The organism is Gilliamella sp. LMG 34359 (assembly GCF_984569085.1).
Window position 1 is genome coordinate 1156647 of sequence record NZ_OZ474906.1, and the last position, 18363, is coordinate 1175009.

At 34.6% G+C, this 18363-nt stretch carries 18 protein-coding genes; 10 read left to right on the forward strand and 8 right to left on the reverse strand.

Going from position 1 to position 18363, the window contains the following annotated elements; genetic code table 11:
• Positions 1-115 precede the first annotated feature (115 nt).
• The 5 genes from AC5LXV_RS05385 (at position 116) to rpmE (ending at position 4010) form a co-directional block, all read left to right on the forward strand.
• Positions 116-577: a DUF721 domain-containing protein gene (locus tag AC5LXV_RS05385; RefSeq protein ID WP_110434379.1), complete on the forward strand. Its 462-nt coding sequence runs from the start codon at positions 116-118 to the stop codon at positions 575-577.
• Positions 578-625: 48 nt separating this feature from the next.
• Positions 626-1030 (forward strand): Z-ring associated ZapG family protein, encoded by a 405-nt coding sequence (locus AC5LXV_RS05390; RefSeq protein WP_110434378.1) that lies wholly within the window; start codon positions 626-628, stop codon positions 1028-1030.
• 84 nt (positions 1031-1114) lie between these two features.
• Positions 1115-2488: a Do family serine endopeptidase gene (locus tag AC5LXV_RS05395; RefSeq protein ID WP_110434377.1), complete on the forward strand. Its 1374-nt coding sequence runs from the start codon at positions 1115-1117 to the stop codon at positions 2486-2488.
• Between the two features lie 112 nt (positions 2489-2600).
• Positions 2601-3653: an outer membrane-stress sensor serine endopeptidase DegS gene (gene degS / locus AC5LXV_RS05400; RefSeq protein WP_110424135.1), complete on the forward strand. Its 1053-nt coding sequence runs from the start codon at positions 2601-2603 to the stop codon at positions 3651-3653.
• Positions 3654-3794: 141 nt separating this feature from the next.
• Positions 3795-4010 (forward strand): 50S ribosomal protein L31, encoded by a 216-nt coding sequence (gene rpmE, locus AC5LXV_RS05405; protein ID WP_034883381.1) that lies wholly within the window; start codon positions 3795-3797, stop codon positions 4008-4010.
• A 111-nt stretch (positions 4011-4121) separates the two neighbouring features.
• On the opposite strand, the gene metJ is transcribed toward rpmE, so the two are convergent.
• Complete coding sequence (gene metJ / locus AC5LXV_RS05410) at positions 4122-4439, reverse strand: met regulon transcriptional regulator MetJ (RefSeq protein ID WP_493451786.1); 318 nt, start codon at positions 4437-4439, stop codon at positions 4122-4124.
• 179 nt (positions 4440-4618) lie between these two features.
• On the opposite strand from metJ, the gene metB reads away from it, so the two are divergent.
• Positions 4619-5803, forward strand: coding sequence for a cystathionine gamma-synthase (gene metB / locus AC5LXV_RS05415; RefSeq protein ID WP_493467571.1), 1185 nt, complete (start codon positions 4619-4621; stop codon positions 5801-5803).
• Positions 5804-5885: 82 nt separating this feature from the next.
• Here the strand turns inward: metB and citX are convergent, their stop codons facing one another.
• The 7 genes from citX to AC5LXV_RS05450 all read right to left on the reverse strand — a co-directional run bounded on the left by citX (position 5886) and on the right by AC5LXV_RS05450 (position 12602).
• Positions 5886-6434, reverse strand: a complete 549-nt coding sequence (gene citX, locus AC5LXV_RS05420; protein ID WP_493467572.1) for a citrate lyase holo-[acyl-carrier protein] synthase — start codon at positions 6432-6434, stop codon at positions 5886-5888.
• A gap of 61 nt (positions 6435-6495) precedes the next feature.
• Positions 6496-8025: a citrate lyase subunit alpha gene (gene citF / locus AC5LXV_RS05425; RefSeq protein WP_493467573.1), complete on the reverse strand. Its 1530-nt coding sequence runs from the start codon at positions 8023-8025 to the stop codon at positions 6496-6498.
• Positions 8026-8037: 12 nt separating this feature from the next.
• Entirely contained in the window at positions 8038-8925 is an 888-nt protein-coding gene (citE, locus tag AC5LXV_RS05430) for a citrate (pro-3S)-lyase subunit beta (protein ID WP_493467574.1), read from the reverse strand.
• On the reverse strand, positions 8922-9212 hold the full coding sequence (gene citD / locus AC5LXV_RS05435) for a citrate lyase acyl carrier protein (RefSeq protein WP_110434371.1): 291 nt from the start codon (positions 9210-9212) through the stop codon (positions 8922-8924). Before citD ends, citE begins: the two co-directional genes overlap by 4 nt.
• A gap of 21 nt (positions 9213-9233) precedes the next feature.
• Positions 9234-10283: a [citrate (pro-3S)-lyase] ligase gene (gene citC, locus AC5LXV_RS05440; RefSeq protein ID WP_493467575.1), complete on the reverse strand. Its 1050-nt coding sequence runs from the start codon at positions 10281-10283 to the stop codon at positions 9234-9236.
• A gap of 4 nt (positions 10284-10287) precedes the next feature.
• A complete protein-coding gene (locus AC5LXV_RS05445) occupies positions 10288-11133 on the reverse strand; it encodes a fumarylacetoacetate hydrolase family protein (protein ID WP_493467576.1) in 846 nt (281 codons plus the stop codon).
• A gap of 83 nt (positions 11134-11216) precedes the next feature.
• Complete coding sequence (locus tag AC5LXV_RS05450) at positions 11217-12602, reverse strand: 2-hydroxycarboxylate transporter family protein (protein ID WP_493460719.1); 1386 nt, start codon at positions 12600-12602, stop codon at positions 11217-11219.
• Between the two features lie 182 nt (positions 12603-12784).
• On the opposite strand from AC5LXV_RS05450, the gene AC5LXV_RS05455 reads away from it, so the two are divergent.
• The 4 genes from AC5LXV_RS05455 to AC5LXV_RS05470 all read left to right on the forward strand — a co-directional run bounded on the left by AC5LXV_RS05455 (position 12785) and on the right by AC5LXV_RS05470 (position 18226).
• Complete coding sequence (locus AC5LXV_RS05455; RefSeq protein ID WP_110434367.1) at positions 12785-14374, forward strand: ATP-binding protein; 1590 nt, start codon at positions 12785-12787, stop codon at positions 14372-14374.
• Between the two features lie 29 nt (positions 14375-14403).
• Positions 14404-15096 carry a response regulator gene (locus AC5LXV_RS05460; protein WP_110434508.1) on the forward strand — a complete coding sequence of 231 codons (693 nt, stop codon included), beginning with the start codon at positions 14404-14406 and terminating at the stop codon, positions 15094-15096.
• A 620-nt stretch (positions 15097-15716) separates the two neighbouring features.
• Positions 15717-16349 carry a hypothetical protein gene (locus tag AC5LXV_RS05465; RefSeq protein ID WP_493467577.1) on the forward strand — a complete coding sequence of 211 codons (633 nt, stop codon included), beginning with the start codon at positions 15717-15719 and terminating at the stop codon, positions 16347-16349.
• A gap of 41 nt (positions 16350-16390) precedes the next feature.
• A complete protein-coding gene (locus AC5LXV_RS05470) occupies positions 16391-18226 on the forward strand; it encodes a hypothetical protein (protein WP_493467578.1) in 1836 nt (611 codons plus the stop codon).
• Positions 18227-18363 lie beyond the last annotated feature (137 nt).

Below are 18363 nucleotides of genomic sequence, written 5' to 3' on the forward strand. Positions count from 1 at the left end.
TCATTTTTTTACACGACTTTTTAAACTAGATCAGGTAAATTATTTAGCATTAAATTTTTTAGGTTAAAAATTAATTTTTATTAATTTTAGCAAAGAGGAAGGATAAGCCTAATTCATGCGTGATAATGAGCCAAAAGTGTTGACCAGCCTTTTGTCACAAGGGGCTTTATTATGCCAGATAAAAGAAAGAACCCAGGCATTGAGTCAATTAACGAAAGTTATTGATGAGTTACTTCCAACGCCTTTAAATCAGCAATATAGAGTTGCTAATTATCGTCAAGGTGTGCTTATTCTTGAGGTTAGTTCGGCTAACTGGTTAACAAGAATAAAATATGAACAAAGTAATTTAATCTCGGGCATACGTGGAAAAATCTTACCGTCGCTATCCTCTATTCAATACAAGATTAATCCAACTATTGCGACAAATTATTCGCAATCAGTTAATTTTTCTAACAATAATGCTAAAATTAACAGTGTGATTTCGGTGCAAACAGCTATATATTTAAAGGCATTGGCTGAGCAAGCGCCAGAAAAACTAAAAAAACAATTGATTAAACTTGCTAACCATGCAAAATAAGTTGAACACTATTTAGAAGTAACAAATGAAAAGATACAGGAGTGAAATATGGACAAAAGTATGATTACCTATATTGTCATTGGCCTAATTATTGGTTTTATTGTAGGTATGATTTTCATGAATTTTGTTTCTCAAAAAGGCCGTAAATACGCCAAACTTAAACGTGAATACGAACAAGCTCAAGAAGAATTAGTATCTCAAAAGCAAATGATGGTGAAACACTTTTCACATAGCGCTGAAATATTAGACAATATGGCTAAAGAATTTCGTCGATTATATCAACATATTGCCGAAACTTCTGGGCAATTTTCGACTTTTGATGACATGCCAATGATAGATTTAGAAGCGAATAAGGATATCAGTGTCAAAAACAAGTTAACACTTGAAGAACAGCCTAAAGACTATTCAGATAATCCTTCTGGATTATTCAAAACAGATGATATTAAATCTTAATTAATATTAAATATTTGTTAGTTAAATCATACTAATGAAATCTGTGTTTTAAATATTAAATTCCTTAAATAAGAGAGTTTTACGATGAGTCATTCCTTAAGAAAACCCAAAAAACTATTAAGCGTAATAGCATTAGGTTTAGGTTTAAGTTTAGCTACAGTATCCAATGTTTATGCTGCATTTCCATTTATCCCAACAGATAATAACCAACAGCAACCATCGTTAGCGCCAATGTTGGAAACTGTTTTACCTTCAGTAGTCAGTATTAAAGTTGAAGGTACAACTCAAATGCAAAATAATATGCCGGAAGAATTTAGACGATTTTTCGGTTATCCTGATAGCCAATCGAGAACTTTTTCAGGATTAGGCTCTGGTGTAATTATTGATGCGAAAAAAGGTTATATTGTTACTAATAATCATGTGATTGATAACGCCGATAAAATCATCGTTGCCTTGAATGATGGTCATGAATATCCAGCAAAATTAATTGGTAAAGATCCACAAAGTGATATTGCTTTATTACAAGTGGATGATGTCAAAAGATTAACTGAAATTAAACTGGCAGACTCAGATTTAACTCGAGTGGGTGATTATGTGGTTGCCATTGGTAATCCATTTGGTATTGGTCAAACAGTCACATCCGGTATCATTTCAGCGTTAGCACGAAGTGGGCTTAATATGAATGGTTTTGAAAATTTCATTCAAACTGATGCCTCTATTAATCAAGGTAACTCTGGTGGTGCTTTAGTTAACTTAAATGGTGAACTAGTTGGAATAAATACGGCTATTATTGCGCCAAGTGGTGGTAATGTAGGGATTGGTTTTGCGATACCTAGCAACATGGTTAAAAGTTTAACTTCGCAACTTATTGAATATGGTGAAGTTAAACGCGGGGTATTAGGCATTAAAGGTAATGAATTGACCTCAGATATTGCCAAAGCTTTTGATCTTGACGTACAAAAAGGTGCCTTTGTTAGTGAAGTTATGAATGATTCTGCAGCGAAAGATGCTGGAATTAAATCTGGTGATATCATCATTTCGATGGATGGCAAACCAGTTAATAGTTTTGCTGAATTACGCGCTAAAATTGCTACAACAGGAGCAGGTCGTACTGTCAAATTAGGTATCATTCGTGATGGTAAAGAAATTTCTGTTGAGGTTAAACTGAAAAATGGTGATGAAACAATTACCGAAGCGAAAGCAATTCATCCAGCACTTAATGGCGCTACACTTATCAATGGTGAAGTAAAAGGTCAAAAAGGTGTATTAATTAAAAGTATTGCTAAAAATTCACCTGCTTCTCGTTTAAGTTTACAAGAAGGTGATCTTATCACTGGGGTTAATAAAGCAAGAATCAATAGTGTTTCAGAACTACGTAAAATTATTGATAGTAATCCTTCAGCAATTGCTTTAAATATTATAAGAGGAGATAGTCGTCTGTATCTTATCTTACGCTAAGCGATTTTAGGCTATATTTCGTCGATGCTTTGCATCGACGAAAACTTCGTGTTAACCCGCAGTTAGTTATGATAGAATCCTAGTAACCATTGTCATTTTGCTAATCATAATTATGCTTAAAAAGTTTCTTTGGCCAATATTAATTGGTACTGTTTTAGCGATAGTGTTGCTTATTATTTTCCCTTCCTTAAGAAACGGAACCCAATCTGATTTTTCAAGATCTATTTTTAATGACCAACCTATGAGTTATTCTGATGCGGTTAAGATTGCTGCGCCGGCAGTGGTCAATATATATAGCCGATCGATTAATTCTGTTCCCAAACAATCACAAGATAGTTCAATTACACCACTTGGTTCGGGTGTAATTATGAGTGAGCATGGTTATATCATCACCAATTATCATGTTGTAGTTGGTGCCGAGCAAATTATTGTTGCTTTACAAGATGGTCGAATTTTTGAAGCTTTGCCTGTTGGCTCGGATAAATTGGTTGATATTGCGGTGCTAAAAATCGAAGCGACTAATATTCCAACCATCAATATCAATCCTAAACGGGATCCGAAAATTGGTGATGTCGTACTAGCTATTGGCAATCCATACAATATTGGTCAAACGATTACCCAAGGTATTATTAGTGCAACAGGGCGTGATGGATTAAGTCCCTATCGTCGACAAAACTTTATTCAAACTGATGCTTCGATTAATCATGGTAATTCAGGCGGTGCATTAGTAAATACTAAAGGTGAATTGGTAGGCATTAACACATTAACATTTGCTAAAAATTTAGGTAGCGATGTTCCTGAAGGAATTGGTTTTGCTATTCCAACCGCATTGGCTGTTAAAATTATGAATAAATTAATTCAAGATGGCAAAGTGATTCGAGGTTATATCGGTATTGATGGATTAGAGTTTGCACCAACACAAAATCCTAGCGATCCACCTAAAGTTTTAGGGATTTTAGTCACCAATGCAGAAGGGCCGTCATTACAGGCTGGTGTTGAAGCAAATGATATTTTAATTATGGTTGATAATAAACCAGTAAGATCAATAGTTGAAACTATGGATCAAATTGCAGAGTTGAAACCAGGAACAATCGTCCCCATAATAGTTTTACGTAATGGAGAAAAGATTGAACTTCAAATAACTATAGGCCTGTTACCTGTTTAGCTTGGTCTTTTATTACTTGATTATCTTTCATATAGGACGTATAATTCGCACCCTTATCATGTTATTTAACACTCGTATGGTGTATAGATTTTGCGATTAAGCCATTTATATAGCGATACGAACAAACTTTAGAGGTTTATTATGAAAGAAGGTATCCATCCAGAATATAAAGCAATTAAAGCGACTTGTTCTTGCGGTAATGTTATTAATACTCATTCAACAATTGGTCACGATATTCATCTTGACGTTTGTGGTGAATGTCATCCGTTTTATACTGGTAAACAACGTGATGTTGCAACTGGCGGACGTGTTGATAAATTCAAACAACGTTTCGCAATGGTTGGCGGTAAAAAATAAGTTTATTACACTAACTAAATTTATTACACTAACTAAATTTCTTACACTAACATTGTTAAAAAAGGCGCTTAAAGCGCCTTTTTTGTAGCTATTGTTTTTTTAACAACTCAATTATTCATCAACTAAATCAGGGTCGATACCCAAATCTCGCATCATTTTCTGTGCTTGCAGTGGAATGCCATCATCACGATCTTTTTGTAAATCTTCATCACAAGGTAATGGTTGACCGGTATAAGCATGCAAAAAAGCTTCACATAATAGTTCACTATTGGTTGCGTGGCGCAAGTTATTTACTTGTCGTCTTGTTCGTTCATCAGTTAATATTTTCAGTACTTTCAACGGAATTGAGACTGTTATTTTTTTTACTTGTTCGCTTTTTTTGCCGTGTTCGGCATAAGGGCTGATATAATCGCCGTTCCATTCCATCATATTTTTTTCACCAAATCGCATCACAAATAATGTGGGTAATTTTAGCGTTTTTTTTGCTTAGCTGCAATCTATACACCAAGATAGTTAGACGTCTAGACATGTTGACGTCTTTTTTTGTTGTGTTATTCTTATACAACTGAGTTCTAAAAATAAATAAATGTTTGGTAAGGAAGGTTGTTATGGCTAGTAATTCTAAAAATTTAGGCCAAGGTGCTAATTTTAGTCAAGGTACTATAGCGGTTCGTGGCGGATTAAATACAGATGATCAATTTGGTAGCGTAGTTCCTGTTATTACGCCATCAACATGTTATCGTTATGAAGAGTTTGCCACCCCAAGAAAGTTTGATTATGGTCGCAAATCCAATCCAAGTAGACGATTAGTTGAAGAAACCGTCGCTAAATTAGAAGGCGGTGCCGATGCCATTTTAACTAATTGCGGTATGTCAGCAATACATCTAGTCAGTGTAGCCTTACTTGGCCCAAATGATGTCGTGGTTGCACCTCATGATTGTTATGGTGGTAGTTATCGATTATTTAATAGTTTGAGCCAAAAAGGGTATTTTAAAACCAAATTTGTAGACCAATCAGATCCTGCCGCCTTAAAAGAAGCATTAAGTCTAAAACCTAAATTAGTGTTAGTTGAATCACCAAGTAACCCATTATTACGAGTTGTCGATATAGCAGAGATCGCTCGCCAAGCTCATGCGGTTGGTGCATTGGTTTTGGTTGATAACACCTTTATGACGCCGATTCTACAAAAACCGTTAGAACTTGGCGCGGATATTGTCAGCCATTCTGGTACTAAATTTTTAAATGGTCATTCCGATTTACTTGCTGGAATATTGGTATTTAAAGATCAACAATTAGCAACGGACGTATTATGGTGGGCAAATAATATAGGTACGTCAACTTCATCATTCGACAGTTATTTACTATTACGTGGTCTCAGAACGCTTGCTGCCAGAGTTCGATTACAACAAGAAAATGCACAAAAAGTAGTGGACTATTTAACCAATCACCCTAAAATTGCAAAAGTTTTCCATCCTTCCATACCAACCAATCTTGGGCATGAGATTGCTGAAAAACAACAAAAAGGCTTTGGCTCTCTGCTAAGTTTTGAATTAGTCGGTGATGCCGATGTTATGCCGAAATTTTTGCATGCACTAAATATTTTCACACTAGCTCAATCGCTTGGCGGTGTAGAAAGTTTAATTTGTCATCCAGCTACTATGACACACTCAGGTATTAGTGCAGAAGCGCGTAAAACCGCAGGTATCTCTGATCAATTATTACGTATTTCAGTTGGTCTTGAAGATATTAATGATCTCCTTGGGGATTTAGAGCAGGCATTAGCACAGATCTAAACTTTATCAATTAACCAATAGAGTTGGAAAATGGCTTATTTTTCGACTCTATTGATGTCACTTAATACATATTTATCTCAATCTAACTATTTCGATAATCATTAACTTTATTGGTAATAGCAGTAAGGATTTCACTAATCGCATGTCGTTTGCTGCGTCCACAAACTTTAGCATCATCTTGGCAAACTAGACATTGCCGCGAATAATGTGCAAATTTAGTGCGCGAAATACTTTTTTGTGTAATAGGGTCAATAACGTCAATGTCCCACAATCGCCCTAAAAAATGTCTCTCCTCAATTTTTATACACAGTTGTTTAAGCATATCAGCGTTATAATCAATTGATAAGAAGGCTTCATCGCCGGTTATATTTTCATCATATTTTTCATGAACAATCGAAATATTATGTTGGTTTAACATCTGGTGGATAGCAACTAATGCTTGAGTAAATAAAAATATAGAGCCACTACTTTTTTTGATTGGTCCCGGTATTACTAAACTTAATGATATTAGCGGATAAGGGTAGTGCGCAAAAAGTTGTTGCTGATGGTGTACACGCTTTTCTTTAGCCATTAACATTTGCTCAAGCGTTATGTTAATGCCATCGTCGAATCTTAATGTTGGATTATTCATAATGATGTTGAGTAATAGCATAACTAAGAATTTGGTTATGCTATTGCTTTTCCAAAGTTAATTAGTCTTTGACTTGACGAACAACATCAATAATTGAACCGTCACGGAAGTGAACAACCCCAACAATTTTATCATTAAATTCAATTGGTCTGGGTTCACCTGTTAATGCAACAGCTCGTTGATAAAGTTCTTCAATAGTCATTACTGGTAAATTAGCTGCTTTTAAACGTTCTGCGATTTCAGGACGAGCAGGATTTACCGCTATACCATGGTCAGTGACTAACACATCTACACTTTCACCTGGTGTGACAATAGTGGTTACTTTTCTTATTACCGTTGGAATTCGGCTGCGAATTAGTGGCGCAACAATAATAGTTAGATTTGCTCCAGCTGCTGTATCACAGTGACCGCCGGATGCTCCGCGCATTACGCCATCAGAACCCGTTAATACGTTAACATTGAAATCAAGGTCAATTTCTAAGGCACTTAAAATCACAATGTCTAATTCATCAACACTGGCTCCTTTAGAAGCAGGGTTCGCATAAACATTGGTTGAGACTTCAATATGATCTTTATTTCGACCTAAGGATTGTCCTGCTGTACCATCAAAGCTTTGCGTATCTAATAAACGTTTAACCAACCCTTTTTCATGTAAATCAACAATACTTGCTGTAATGCCACCTAAAGCAAATGAGGCTGTGATATTTTTAGCGCGCATACGATTTTCTAAAAAACGGGTTGCGGCTGTTGATGATGCACCAGAACCAGTCTGAATTGAGAATCCATCTTTGAAATAACCTGAATTTTCGATAACCTCAGCGGCATAGCGGGCAATCATTAATTCTCTGGGGTTTGTGGTAATACGCGCAGCACCAACACTAATTTTAGTTGGATCACCAACTTCATCAACTTTAACAATATAGTCAACTTGATCTTGGCGAATACTGGCTGGATGGTTAGGATAAGCAACAATATCTTCAGTAAGTAAAACGACTTTCTTAGCAAACTGAGCATCAACCATGGCATAACCAAGTGCGCCACATTGTGATTTACCTGATACACCATTAGCATTACCTTGTTCATCAGCAGTTGATACGGCTAAAAATGCGATATCAATATTAATTTCACCACTTTGGATAAGTTTTACTCGTCCTCCATGAGAATGGATATGTACCGGATTTTCCATTAAACCGTGTGAAATCGCATCAGCTAACTTTCCACGTAATCCTGAGGTGTAAATTTTAGTGATCACCCCAGCTTCAATATGTGGGATTAATGCGGCATTACAACTTAATAATGAACTTGATGCTAAAGTTAGATTTTTAATGCCTAATTTACTAATTGTCTCTACAACTTTATTGATGACCTTATCACCTTCACGGAATGCATGATGGAAAGATATGGTCATACCGTCACGTAATTCACACTTTTTAATGGCTTGTTCAAGCGAATCACATAATTTACGCGTATATTTAGACTCATCTTTTAAATATGGCGTGGTTGCATTAGCATCAATAAATGGTGTGATATTTTTAAGATCAGGATGCTGTTTTAATAAATCAGCAATTTTTTGGTTTATAGACGTTGTCATATTTCAATCCTATCAAATTTCTTTACGAACACCGGAGTATTTGGCTAGTTCAATGGTTTTTTGCGCCCGAGCAATAATTGGTGCATCAATCATTTTGCCATTCAACGAAACAACTCCAAGCCCCCTTCTTTCACCTTCTTCAGCTGCTTCAACGACTTTTTTCGCATTCTCTACTTCACTAGCAGTAGGAGCATAAGCATTGTGTAATAGCTCAATTTGTCTTGGATTAATCAATGATTTGCCGTTGTAGCCTAATTTTTTAATTAAGCTGACTTCTTTTAAAAAGCCTTCGTCGTCATTAACATTTGAATAGACAACATCAAAAGCATCAATACCGGCTACACGAGCTGCATGTAGAACAGCGCAACGCGCATAAAATAGTTCAGTACCATCCCCGCGTTCTGTTTGCATATCGACAAGATAGTCAAAAGCGGCAAGAGCGATACCGATTAAACGTGGTGATGATTTAGCAATGGATACCGCATTAACTATCGCTTGAGCCGATTCAATTGCTGCCATTAATTTAGTACTACCGACTTCACGACCACACTCTTTTTCAATACGTTCAACGTGAGCTTCAAGTTCATGAATATCTTCAGCACTATTGGTCATTGGTAAACGCACAACGTCAACGCCTGCTCGAACAACGGCTTCTAAATCTTTAAGGCCAAATGGGGTATTTAACGCATTAATTCTAACTACTGTTTCAATACCATGTTCTTTATAAACAGGTAACTTCAATGTTTGTGCGACGAGTAGACGTGCTGAATCTTTTTCTTTGATAGACACAGCATCTTCAAGGTCAAACATGATTGAATCAGGTTTGTAGACAAAAGATGTTGATAACATTGCGGCATTGGCACCGGGAAGAAACAGCATACTTCGGCGTAATTTTTTCATAGTAATTTACTCCAATCTAAGTTCTCTTCTTCTGCACCGCGTAATACTGCACATTGAATTCTTGCTCTGATTGCACAATCTAAAGCGCCTTTATCATCAATAATAATTAATCCATCAGTTACATTTAGATCATTTAAAGTCTGATTGACAACTGCCCGTATTTGATCGCCAAATTGTTTATTTACATCACTATTAATAATAATTTCGATGCCAGTATTTGGCATGACTTTAACTAACAAATCGCTCGATTCGAGAGTGCCAGCCATAGCTTCTTTTTGTATTTTCATTTTTTTACCTTTTAAAACGTATTAAATTTTAAAGTTATCCAAATTAGCTGAAATATAATTCCAAGTTGTTGAAGGAACTAATTTCTTAACCTGTTCATAATTTTTTAATGCCAGTGAATTTCGCACTAATGATGCTGATATAATGTTTGATTCTTCGAGTTTTCGAGCAACCTCAATGACAGTAATCTTGGATGACAAACTAACTTTGTCATCTTCTAACCAATATTTCATCGCTTGGTTATAAGCATTAGTTACTTCACTATGTGGCTCAGTACCAACAAAACGGTGAGTTATATTTAATGCTGGAGCAATATAGTTACGGAAGATTAACAGATCGATTCCCATATAAGCATAGTCAATTTTGCTTTTATTTTTTAAAAAATAAGTAGGGAAGGTTGCTTTAGAAATAATGTATGTCGAACCGGCATGAACCGTAACATTTTTAATATCTTTTGTGCCATCTTTTACTAACTGTAAACGTACCTGAAACGGAAACATTGATACATCTTCATTAACCACAAATACATGTACCCAATCACATTGATTGGCTGCAAATTCAATAAGATATTGATGACCTTTGGTAAAAGGATTGGCATTCATCACAATACTGCCAATTTTGTTACCAGCCTTTTGGTATTGCGATAATTGTTTACAATATTGTTTAATCCCAACCGGTGTATTTTCCATCAATACGACTAAATCAGAAATTTCAACAATAGGATAAAAACCGCATCCTTTGAAGAAATCTATATTTTCAGGCTTAGTGTATAAAAAAAGGTGAAAATAGCCGTTTTCATTGGCATATTTTATGGTTTGATCCATCAAAGTCAGATTTAGTTGATTACCGCGATATTGAGGATCAATAGCAACACATTTAATAATATTGCGATCCATACCAGCACAAGCAATAATTTTATCGTTAATTTTCGCTACCATAAAAAGAGTAACTTGCGAGTCTAAATCAAGATCAGATCGAGACAATAATAGCTTAATTTCTTGATAGTCTTGTTCTGATTTAGAAATATCAACGATAGAATAATCAACGACAGTATAATCAACTAAATCATACATAAAATTAGCCTCTTTCTGCTACTACATAATTGGTTAAACGACCAATTCTTGTAATTTCGACTTCAATCTTATCGCCATCTTTCATAAATATTGGGGGATTGCGTTTTTTACCGACGCCACCCGGTGAACCAGTAAGAATGACATCACCAGGTGATAAACGGGTAAATGTACTAATGTAAGAGATAAGTTCTGGTACCGAGTGCACAAGATTTTTAATACAATCGTGTTGCATCTCCTGACCATTTAGATAAGTGGTTAAAGATAAAACTGTTGGATCAGGGATTTCATCACTGGTTGTGATGCATGGACCGAATGCACCAGTACTTGGCCAGTTTTTACCTGCTGTGAACCAAGTATATTGCCAGTCTCGAATCGAACCATCCATATAACAGCTATAGCCGGCGACATAAGATAAGGCTTCTTCTGATTTTATGCGGAAGGCCTCTTTACCCATTACAATTGCTAATTCGCCTTCATAATCGAGTTCATTGCTGATCGTCGGTTTAATAATATTTGTCTTATGTCCTGTTTGTGAATCTGGAAAACGAACAAATAAAGTTGGCGCAGAACTAGTTTCGTTAAATTCCGCGCGTTTTTCCGCATAATTCATACCAACACATAAAATTTTGTTTGGGTTAGCAATGACGGGTAAATAAGTTATTGCTTGTTCATCGATATCACTCGGTGAATCTAAAAAATTTTTTGCGTTAGCTAATCCGTCTTTATCAGAAAGAAGGGATTTTAGATCTTGATATTGATCGCCTAGTTTTTGGCCTAAATCTACGATGCCATGCGCAGTATATATACCATAACTTGGTCGACCAGATACAAGATAACTGACTAGCTTCATGAATACTCCTTAAAAGCTGGTTATTGAAACGCTAAATGAAAATTGCGCAAACTTAGTAATAATTAAGACTGTTTTTTAATAAACTAAACTAAGAAATTACCTAGAATTAGTAAGGATACCGATACATTGATCGCCCCACCTATGCGAGTTGCAATTTGGGCAAATGGCATCAATTCCATACGCTCTGCTGCGGTCAGTATTGCGACATCACCTGTTCCGCCTTGACCACTCTGGCAACAAGAAATAACCGCGGCGTCGATGGGATACATACCTAATTTTTTAGCCACAAAAAAGCCAGTTGTGACTAAGCTCACCACTGTACAGACAATGACGATTAGGTTGATTACGGTGAATGCCGAGACGATTTTATCCCAAGGTGTGATGGCTACGCCTACCGCAAATAAAATTGGATAAGTGACCGATGTTTGGAAGAACTTGTAAACTACTTGCGAACCACTCAAAACTTTTGGTGAAACACCTGATACTAATTTTACCAATACCGCAGCAAATAACATGCCTACAGGGGCTGGAATGCCAGTTACTTTGTGACCAATCATACCAACCATATAAAGAATAGCGGCTAATAACACCCCTGAAGCAAAAGTTGTCACATCAATAACCGATTCTGTTTTAGCTGTTTTATTGATAATTTGATCATCTTCTGATGCTGGTAACAAGCGGCCATTACCAGTTAAATGTGGAAAAGCTTTACCAAGACGGTTAAGAATTCCTCCACAAATAATACCGGTTAAACCTCCTAACATAACAATTGGTAACACTCGACCGAGCGCTTCGCCTTGTTCCATACCTAAAATAGAGGCATAGCCGATAGATAAAGGTATGGCGCCTTCACCTACACCACCAGCCATGATGGGTAATACTAAGAAGAAGAATGTTTCAAATGGTGACAAGCCTAATAAATAACCCACACTCACGCCAACTAGCATTCCAACGATTTCACCACATACCATTGGCCCGAAGATTTTTAAGAAACCTTGAATAAGCGTTTTCTTATCCATGTTCATAATACTACCAACGATAATACAGCAGATATAAAGATATAAAATGTGAGTATCTTTATAGAATTTGGTCGTTGCTTCTACCACAGGAGTAGGCAAAATGCCGTAATAGACTAATGCAGATGGAATAAAGGTTGCACAAATTGCCGCGGCGCCCATTTTGCCAACTATCGGTAAACGTTTGCCAATTTCACCACATAAAAAACCAAAAAACGCACACGTTACTACCATGACGACGATTTCACTTGGTAATTTACCTGTTACTAATACTTCAGCAAAGATAAGCATACCAGCGATTAGAAATAATGGTAAAGGAATTACACCAATTTTAAAATCATCCATAAGTTTCCACCAGCCAAATGGCCAAAACTTTAGTCTCGGATTTTTGTGCTTTATCTCATCTTGTCCATTAACGTTATGTGTTTTTTCAACTGAATTTAAACTCACCATATTTTTATCTCCAAAATAATTTTGCTCTGTTTTAATGGTGGCTATAGTGACAAAATATTTATATCGATTTTGTGATGTAAATCATGGATTAATTGTGGTTTTTAAGGTTTTAAAGGCTCTAAGTTTTTTTATGCTGTGTTACACTTCCTAGCAGATACAGCAATTATTAACAAAGTATAAAAATGCGAAAACGAATCCATTTTTCATTCACGACAAAGTTATTTTTATCTCTTTTGCTTTTTTCATTGGCCGTTCTGCTATTGCTGCAAAGCTATATTTGGAATGTGACAGAAAACGCCTTATATCGTAGTTTAGGAGAGAAGGCGCAAATTCAAGCAAAAGAGTTAGCGGTTATTCCTAGTTTGGTAAAATATGTTGAGGAAAAAGATACTGAACAGATAGCTAATCTTGTTTCGGATATTTTTAAACAAAGTGATGCCAGTTATATTGTTATTGGTGATGAAAAAGCTTATCGACTGTATCATACCGCCAATAATTCTATATATTTACCCATGGTTGGCGATGACAACCATAAAGTTTTAAGTGGCATTAGTAGCACTACAATCAGTGAAGGCTCTCTAGGTCTTGCTCTACGAGGTAAAGCGCCGATTATAAACCATGGAAAAGTAATCGGTATTGTTTCTGTAGGGTATATGGTTGAAGGTATCTCTTCATCACATACACAGCAATTTATTCCTTTCATTATTTTTTGTTCATTCTTATTTTTTGCCTTATTTATATTTTCTTTATGTTTTGCTAAAGCTATAAAAAAACAGATGTTTAATTTAGAACCTCAAGAAATTGTACTATTAGTGAAAAGTCAGAAATCAATAATGGAATCAATTTTTGAAGGAATTATTGCGATTGATCTTGATTATAAAATTATAAACATTAATCAATCAGCAAGACGTATGTTAAATATTGATATTGATGATAATAGTCTACTGAATCATGATTTATCTGATTTTATTAAGTCAACAGATTTTATTTATGGTTGTACTAATCAAACTAAAGATGTACATGACCATATTTGTTATTTCAATAATATTATTGTCATTGCGAATCGTATTCGCGTGATTGTTGATGATGAGATTTTAGGGTGGGTGATCACCTTTCGAAATTATGATGATATAAATTTATTAAGTATGCAATTATCGCAAGTGACACAGTATGTGGATAATTTGCGCGCGCTAAGACACGAACATCTTAATTGGATGGCAACTTTATCGGGTTTAATTTATATGAAACGATATGAAGAAGCCGAATCATTTATTGCCTTACACTCCGCTGATAATCAACAAAACCTCGATTTCATTACTAGCCATTTTCAGGTTCCAGCTATTTGCGGTTTATTAATTGGTAAATATTCCAAGACGCATGAAATTGGTTTGAAGTTGGTGTTTGATCCCGCTTGTCATTTAGAAGCCTTACCAACCAAAATAACCGAAGCCGAGTTTATGTCAATATTAGGTAATCTGCTGGATAATGCGTTTAATGCTTGTTTGAAAAACAATCAAGGCGATAAATCTATCCATCTATTTTTAAATGATAGAACCAATGAAATTGTTCTTGAAGTCAGTGATCAGGGTTGTGGTATAGACGATAAAATCCGCAATTCAATTTTCCAACCGGGGGTAACCTCACAACATTCAAACGAACATGGTATAGGTTTACATTTAGTTTCAACTTATGTGAAAAAAGCTAATGGTTATATCACATTTGAAGATAACAAACCTTATGGAACGATTTTTTCTGTTTTTATACCTAAGTAGTTAACAGAGGTAAATGAAATATGTATGAAATAAAAGAAGATACAATTAAAGTTCTGATAGTTGAAGATGAGCCTATTTTAGCTGAATTAAATGCCGAATTTATTCAACGGGATACCAAAGTAGAGGTTATTGGTATTGCCTCTTCATTGGAAGAAGCCAAAGTAATGGTAGAGAAGTTAAAGCCAACGTTAATTTTACTAGATAATTACCTACCAGATGGTAAAGGTATCGAATTATTCGAGCATATTATTAATAACCGCTTGGATAGTTATGTTATTTTTATCACTGCTGCAAGTGATATGGATACCTGTAGTAAAGCGATACGTTTTGGTGCTTTTGATTATTTAATCAAACCGGTATCTTATCAGCGCTTGAAACATTCACTTGAACGTTTCGAACTGTTTTTATATCGTCAAAGTTTACAAAAACATGTCAATCAAAGACGAATTGATGAACTTTTTAATTTACAAACAAAAGATTTTGCCGATATTAACCGTCACTCCAAAGGCATCGAAGAAATTACCTTACAAAAAGTCAAAGATCTATTTATGCATACCAATCAACCGCAAACAGTAGATCAAATTGTCGAAAAAGCCAATATTAGTAAAACCACCGCCAGACGATACTTAGAATATTGTGTGCAAACTAAATTATTAACGGTTGAGCTTAACCATGGCAAAATAGGCCGGCCTGAAAGACTTTATAAACGCTTAGGAAAGTAACTGTTTTCACAGATTTGAGTCTTAATCCTAGGTTATATAATTTTTGATTATATAAATATGCTTATTCTTTATTTTATCGTACAAATATTTGATGCTAGATTGAATTAATCCGATTGGTGGATAGTTTAAATTGCAGCATCAAATAATAGGAATAAGCGTATATCCATCACAATGTGTTGAGCACTCTAAGTGGTTAATCAATTTAATGGTGAGATTATTTTGATTTTTGTAATGTATTAGTCCTTTTTATCGGGTTAATTGGTTTCTAAACAGCATAGCGTTATTAATCTCCATTTTCTGATAAATAAATACACATTTTAAATTCTATTTACCCGCGTTATAGGTTTATATTTATTCAAGTTAGACTGTAAACAATTCAACAAAATTTGATCATTTTGGCTGATTAAATACATAAACTAGATGTTAATTTTCTGTTAAGAAACGATTTATGTGCCTTTCACTTTTCCTTGCGTTATCTTGCTTCAATATGCATGTATATTATTTATAAAGATAATTGAATTGAAAAAAAAACATCTTATTTTACAAAAAATTGGTTATTATTAGCAATTAACCAAAACTAATTGAAAAATATAATATAGTAAGAAATACTGACGACTTTAATGAAGCAAATGGAAAATGCAGGTAATACATTGGTAGCTAGTCATCCCTCTAATCATTATCACTCAACGATTGATGGTCAACCTACTACCACCACTTTATCCGTTCTATCACTCTCTGGGCGGGGGGATTTAAACCAACCATGGCGTTATGAAATCAATTTCACCTACACCGATAAACAAATCACTGTTGATGCCATTCTTTGCCAATCGGATAGATTTACTTTGCAAACACTTCATATCGCTCAACAACTCACCAAAATCGGAGCTGAGGATAATATTCAACTCTATGCTCTGGGTGGAATAACCCATGGTGCACAGTCATTCCCTTTTACCAGCCCGAAACAGATGCAGCCTGCACTTTATTCATTTAAATTTGCTGAAAACTTTAATTATTGGCGTTGGGATAATGACAGTTATAGAGAAACAAATTGTCATACCCTTTTATTTATTATATTAGCTAGCGGTAGTTTAGCCGATCCTCAATATATTGGAGAGAACTTGAATATGTATTTTTTGCGATATAAAAAATCCCTTGATAAAAATATAAACAGAGGAAGAGAAAGAAAAGTAAACAGAAAAAAAAGAATAGAGAATCTAGCAATACTATCCAAAAAAGCAAAACAAAATTATTAGTAATTATATAATTACATTAAGAAAGCTTGTTAGGAGACAATATGAAAAGCTTAATAAAGATATACTTACTGCCTTTTATGCTATGGATAATAACGATTGATTATGTTTATGCAGAGGTAAGAATGAACGAACATCAAATAAAAACCATAGAACAGTTAAAAAAACAATCAATTTTACCGAATAAAATTTATTATCAATATGATTTTATGACAGCTTTTGAAAATGAAGATAGCGTTCCAATGGAACATTTATTCTCATCATTATCAGGTTTAGAAACTCACCCAGACATGTATGAATTAGCCATTCAAAGCATTGCAGAAGTAAAATTAAATAAAAATTATCAATATAATGAAGTATTACAACGCAATCGAAATATTATCGAAGTTATCTACCCTACTGATTCATTTCAATCATTAAACGATGGCGTTTATTTTTATACCTTAGATGAAAATAAACAGTTACAAAAAAAAGATTCATTTAACGAGGTTTACAAATTACCCTGTTATTTAAGAGTCGAAAAGAAACACGGCATTGTGGTAAGTATTCAAAAAAGGCCTTTAGCTGCCATTTCTCATTATAAGTACGATTATTGGCCGAATAACAGTCTAAAATATCTTAAAATAGAAATGACTGATAATAATGACAATATTATCTATATCTCAGAAACATTTTTTAATGATTCTGGAAAAATAGAGAAAAATATTAGGAAAAATACTGTAACGGGGAATCTGGCTATTGAATCAATCCAGCATGATGGGGATATTTATTCTATTGAAGAGTATTTTAATAATAAAAATACCAAAACTAACCGTGTAATTCACTATGAAAACTCGTTCCGTGTAAAAAATGAAATATTAAATAAGAACGGTAAAGTAATAAAAATAAATAATATAAATCCACTATTATTTGATTTTGAAAAAGATTTGGATGAGCCTTACCCTTATAATAAGTTAGTAATGAATGTCGAAAAGAGTAATGCATTACTGACCGATTCAATGTTTGAACAAGGTATCCGTGATAATGCTAAGTACGACGAAGAAGCCCTTAAAAGAGCCAAGTATTTAGGTATTAAACCAAACCAAGTTTACTATCATAAACTACCTTTCCCGAGTTTTATGGCTGAACGCTATAAGAACTATCCTCATCAAGCACCTTTAACGTTACTTGAAGCCGAAAATCAATCACCTCAAGAAAAATACAGTGATTTAATAAAAGTTGAAATAGATAATAATTATCAATATAAGAAAATTGATAAAACCAAATGGCAACAAGTAGCTATCTCATTACCTTCAGCGCAACTTAAATCTCTTGAAAATGGTATTCACTTTTTTGTGATTAATAACAAAGGTCAGTTAACACCGTTAAACGGTGCCGAAGAGGCTATAGCGCAACCTACTTATGTTCGAGTGGAAAAAGTCATGGGTAAAATTGTCGCAACATTACAAAAAACACGAGTGCAGTGGTTAACAACCGAGTTTGATTACAAAAAGAATTCCCCTATACGAAGTAAATTAACTGTCATTGAAAGCCATGTTGTCCCAAAATTGGTGATAGAGTCGGAATATGAAAGCGGGCAATATTTACCTGTCTCACAAGTCATAAAAAATGCTCAAGGTAATATTATTCGAACGTATAAAACTGTTAAAAAGAAAAATATTATCGCTATATTAGAAAGATTCGATGAACAAGGCGTTAAAACTAATCATATTGAGATATCAAAACAAAGGGATATTGAAAATCAATACCTTGATAATAAAGAGCATGTGCGATTTACAACAAGTGATATTCAAGATAAAGAGCATCCGCAACTTTATGATGAGTTACCATTTAATCCGGATGGATTCGAAATGTTGTTATTTGAACATTTTAAAAAATAACAGTACAAGCTAAATAACATAATATAACAATAAATGTTGATAGAACTTACTGTTATCGTAATAATAAACTGATGAGTCATAGTTCAATTGAGCAATACATTGAGTGTTTTACCTCTACTTTATTACTCAATTAGTAT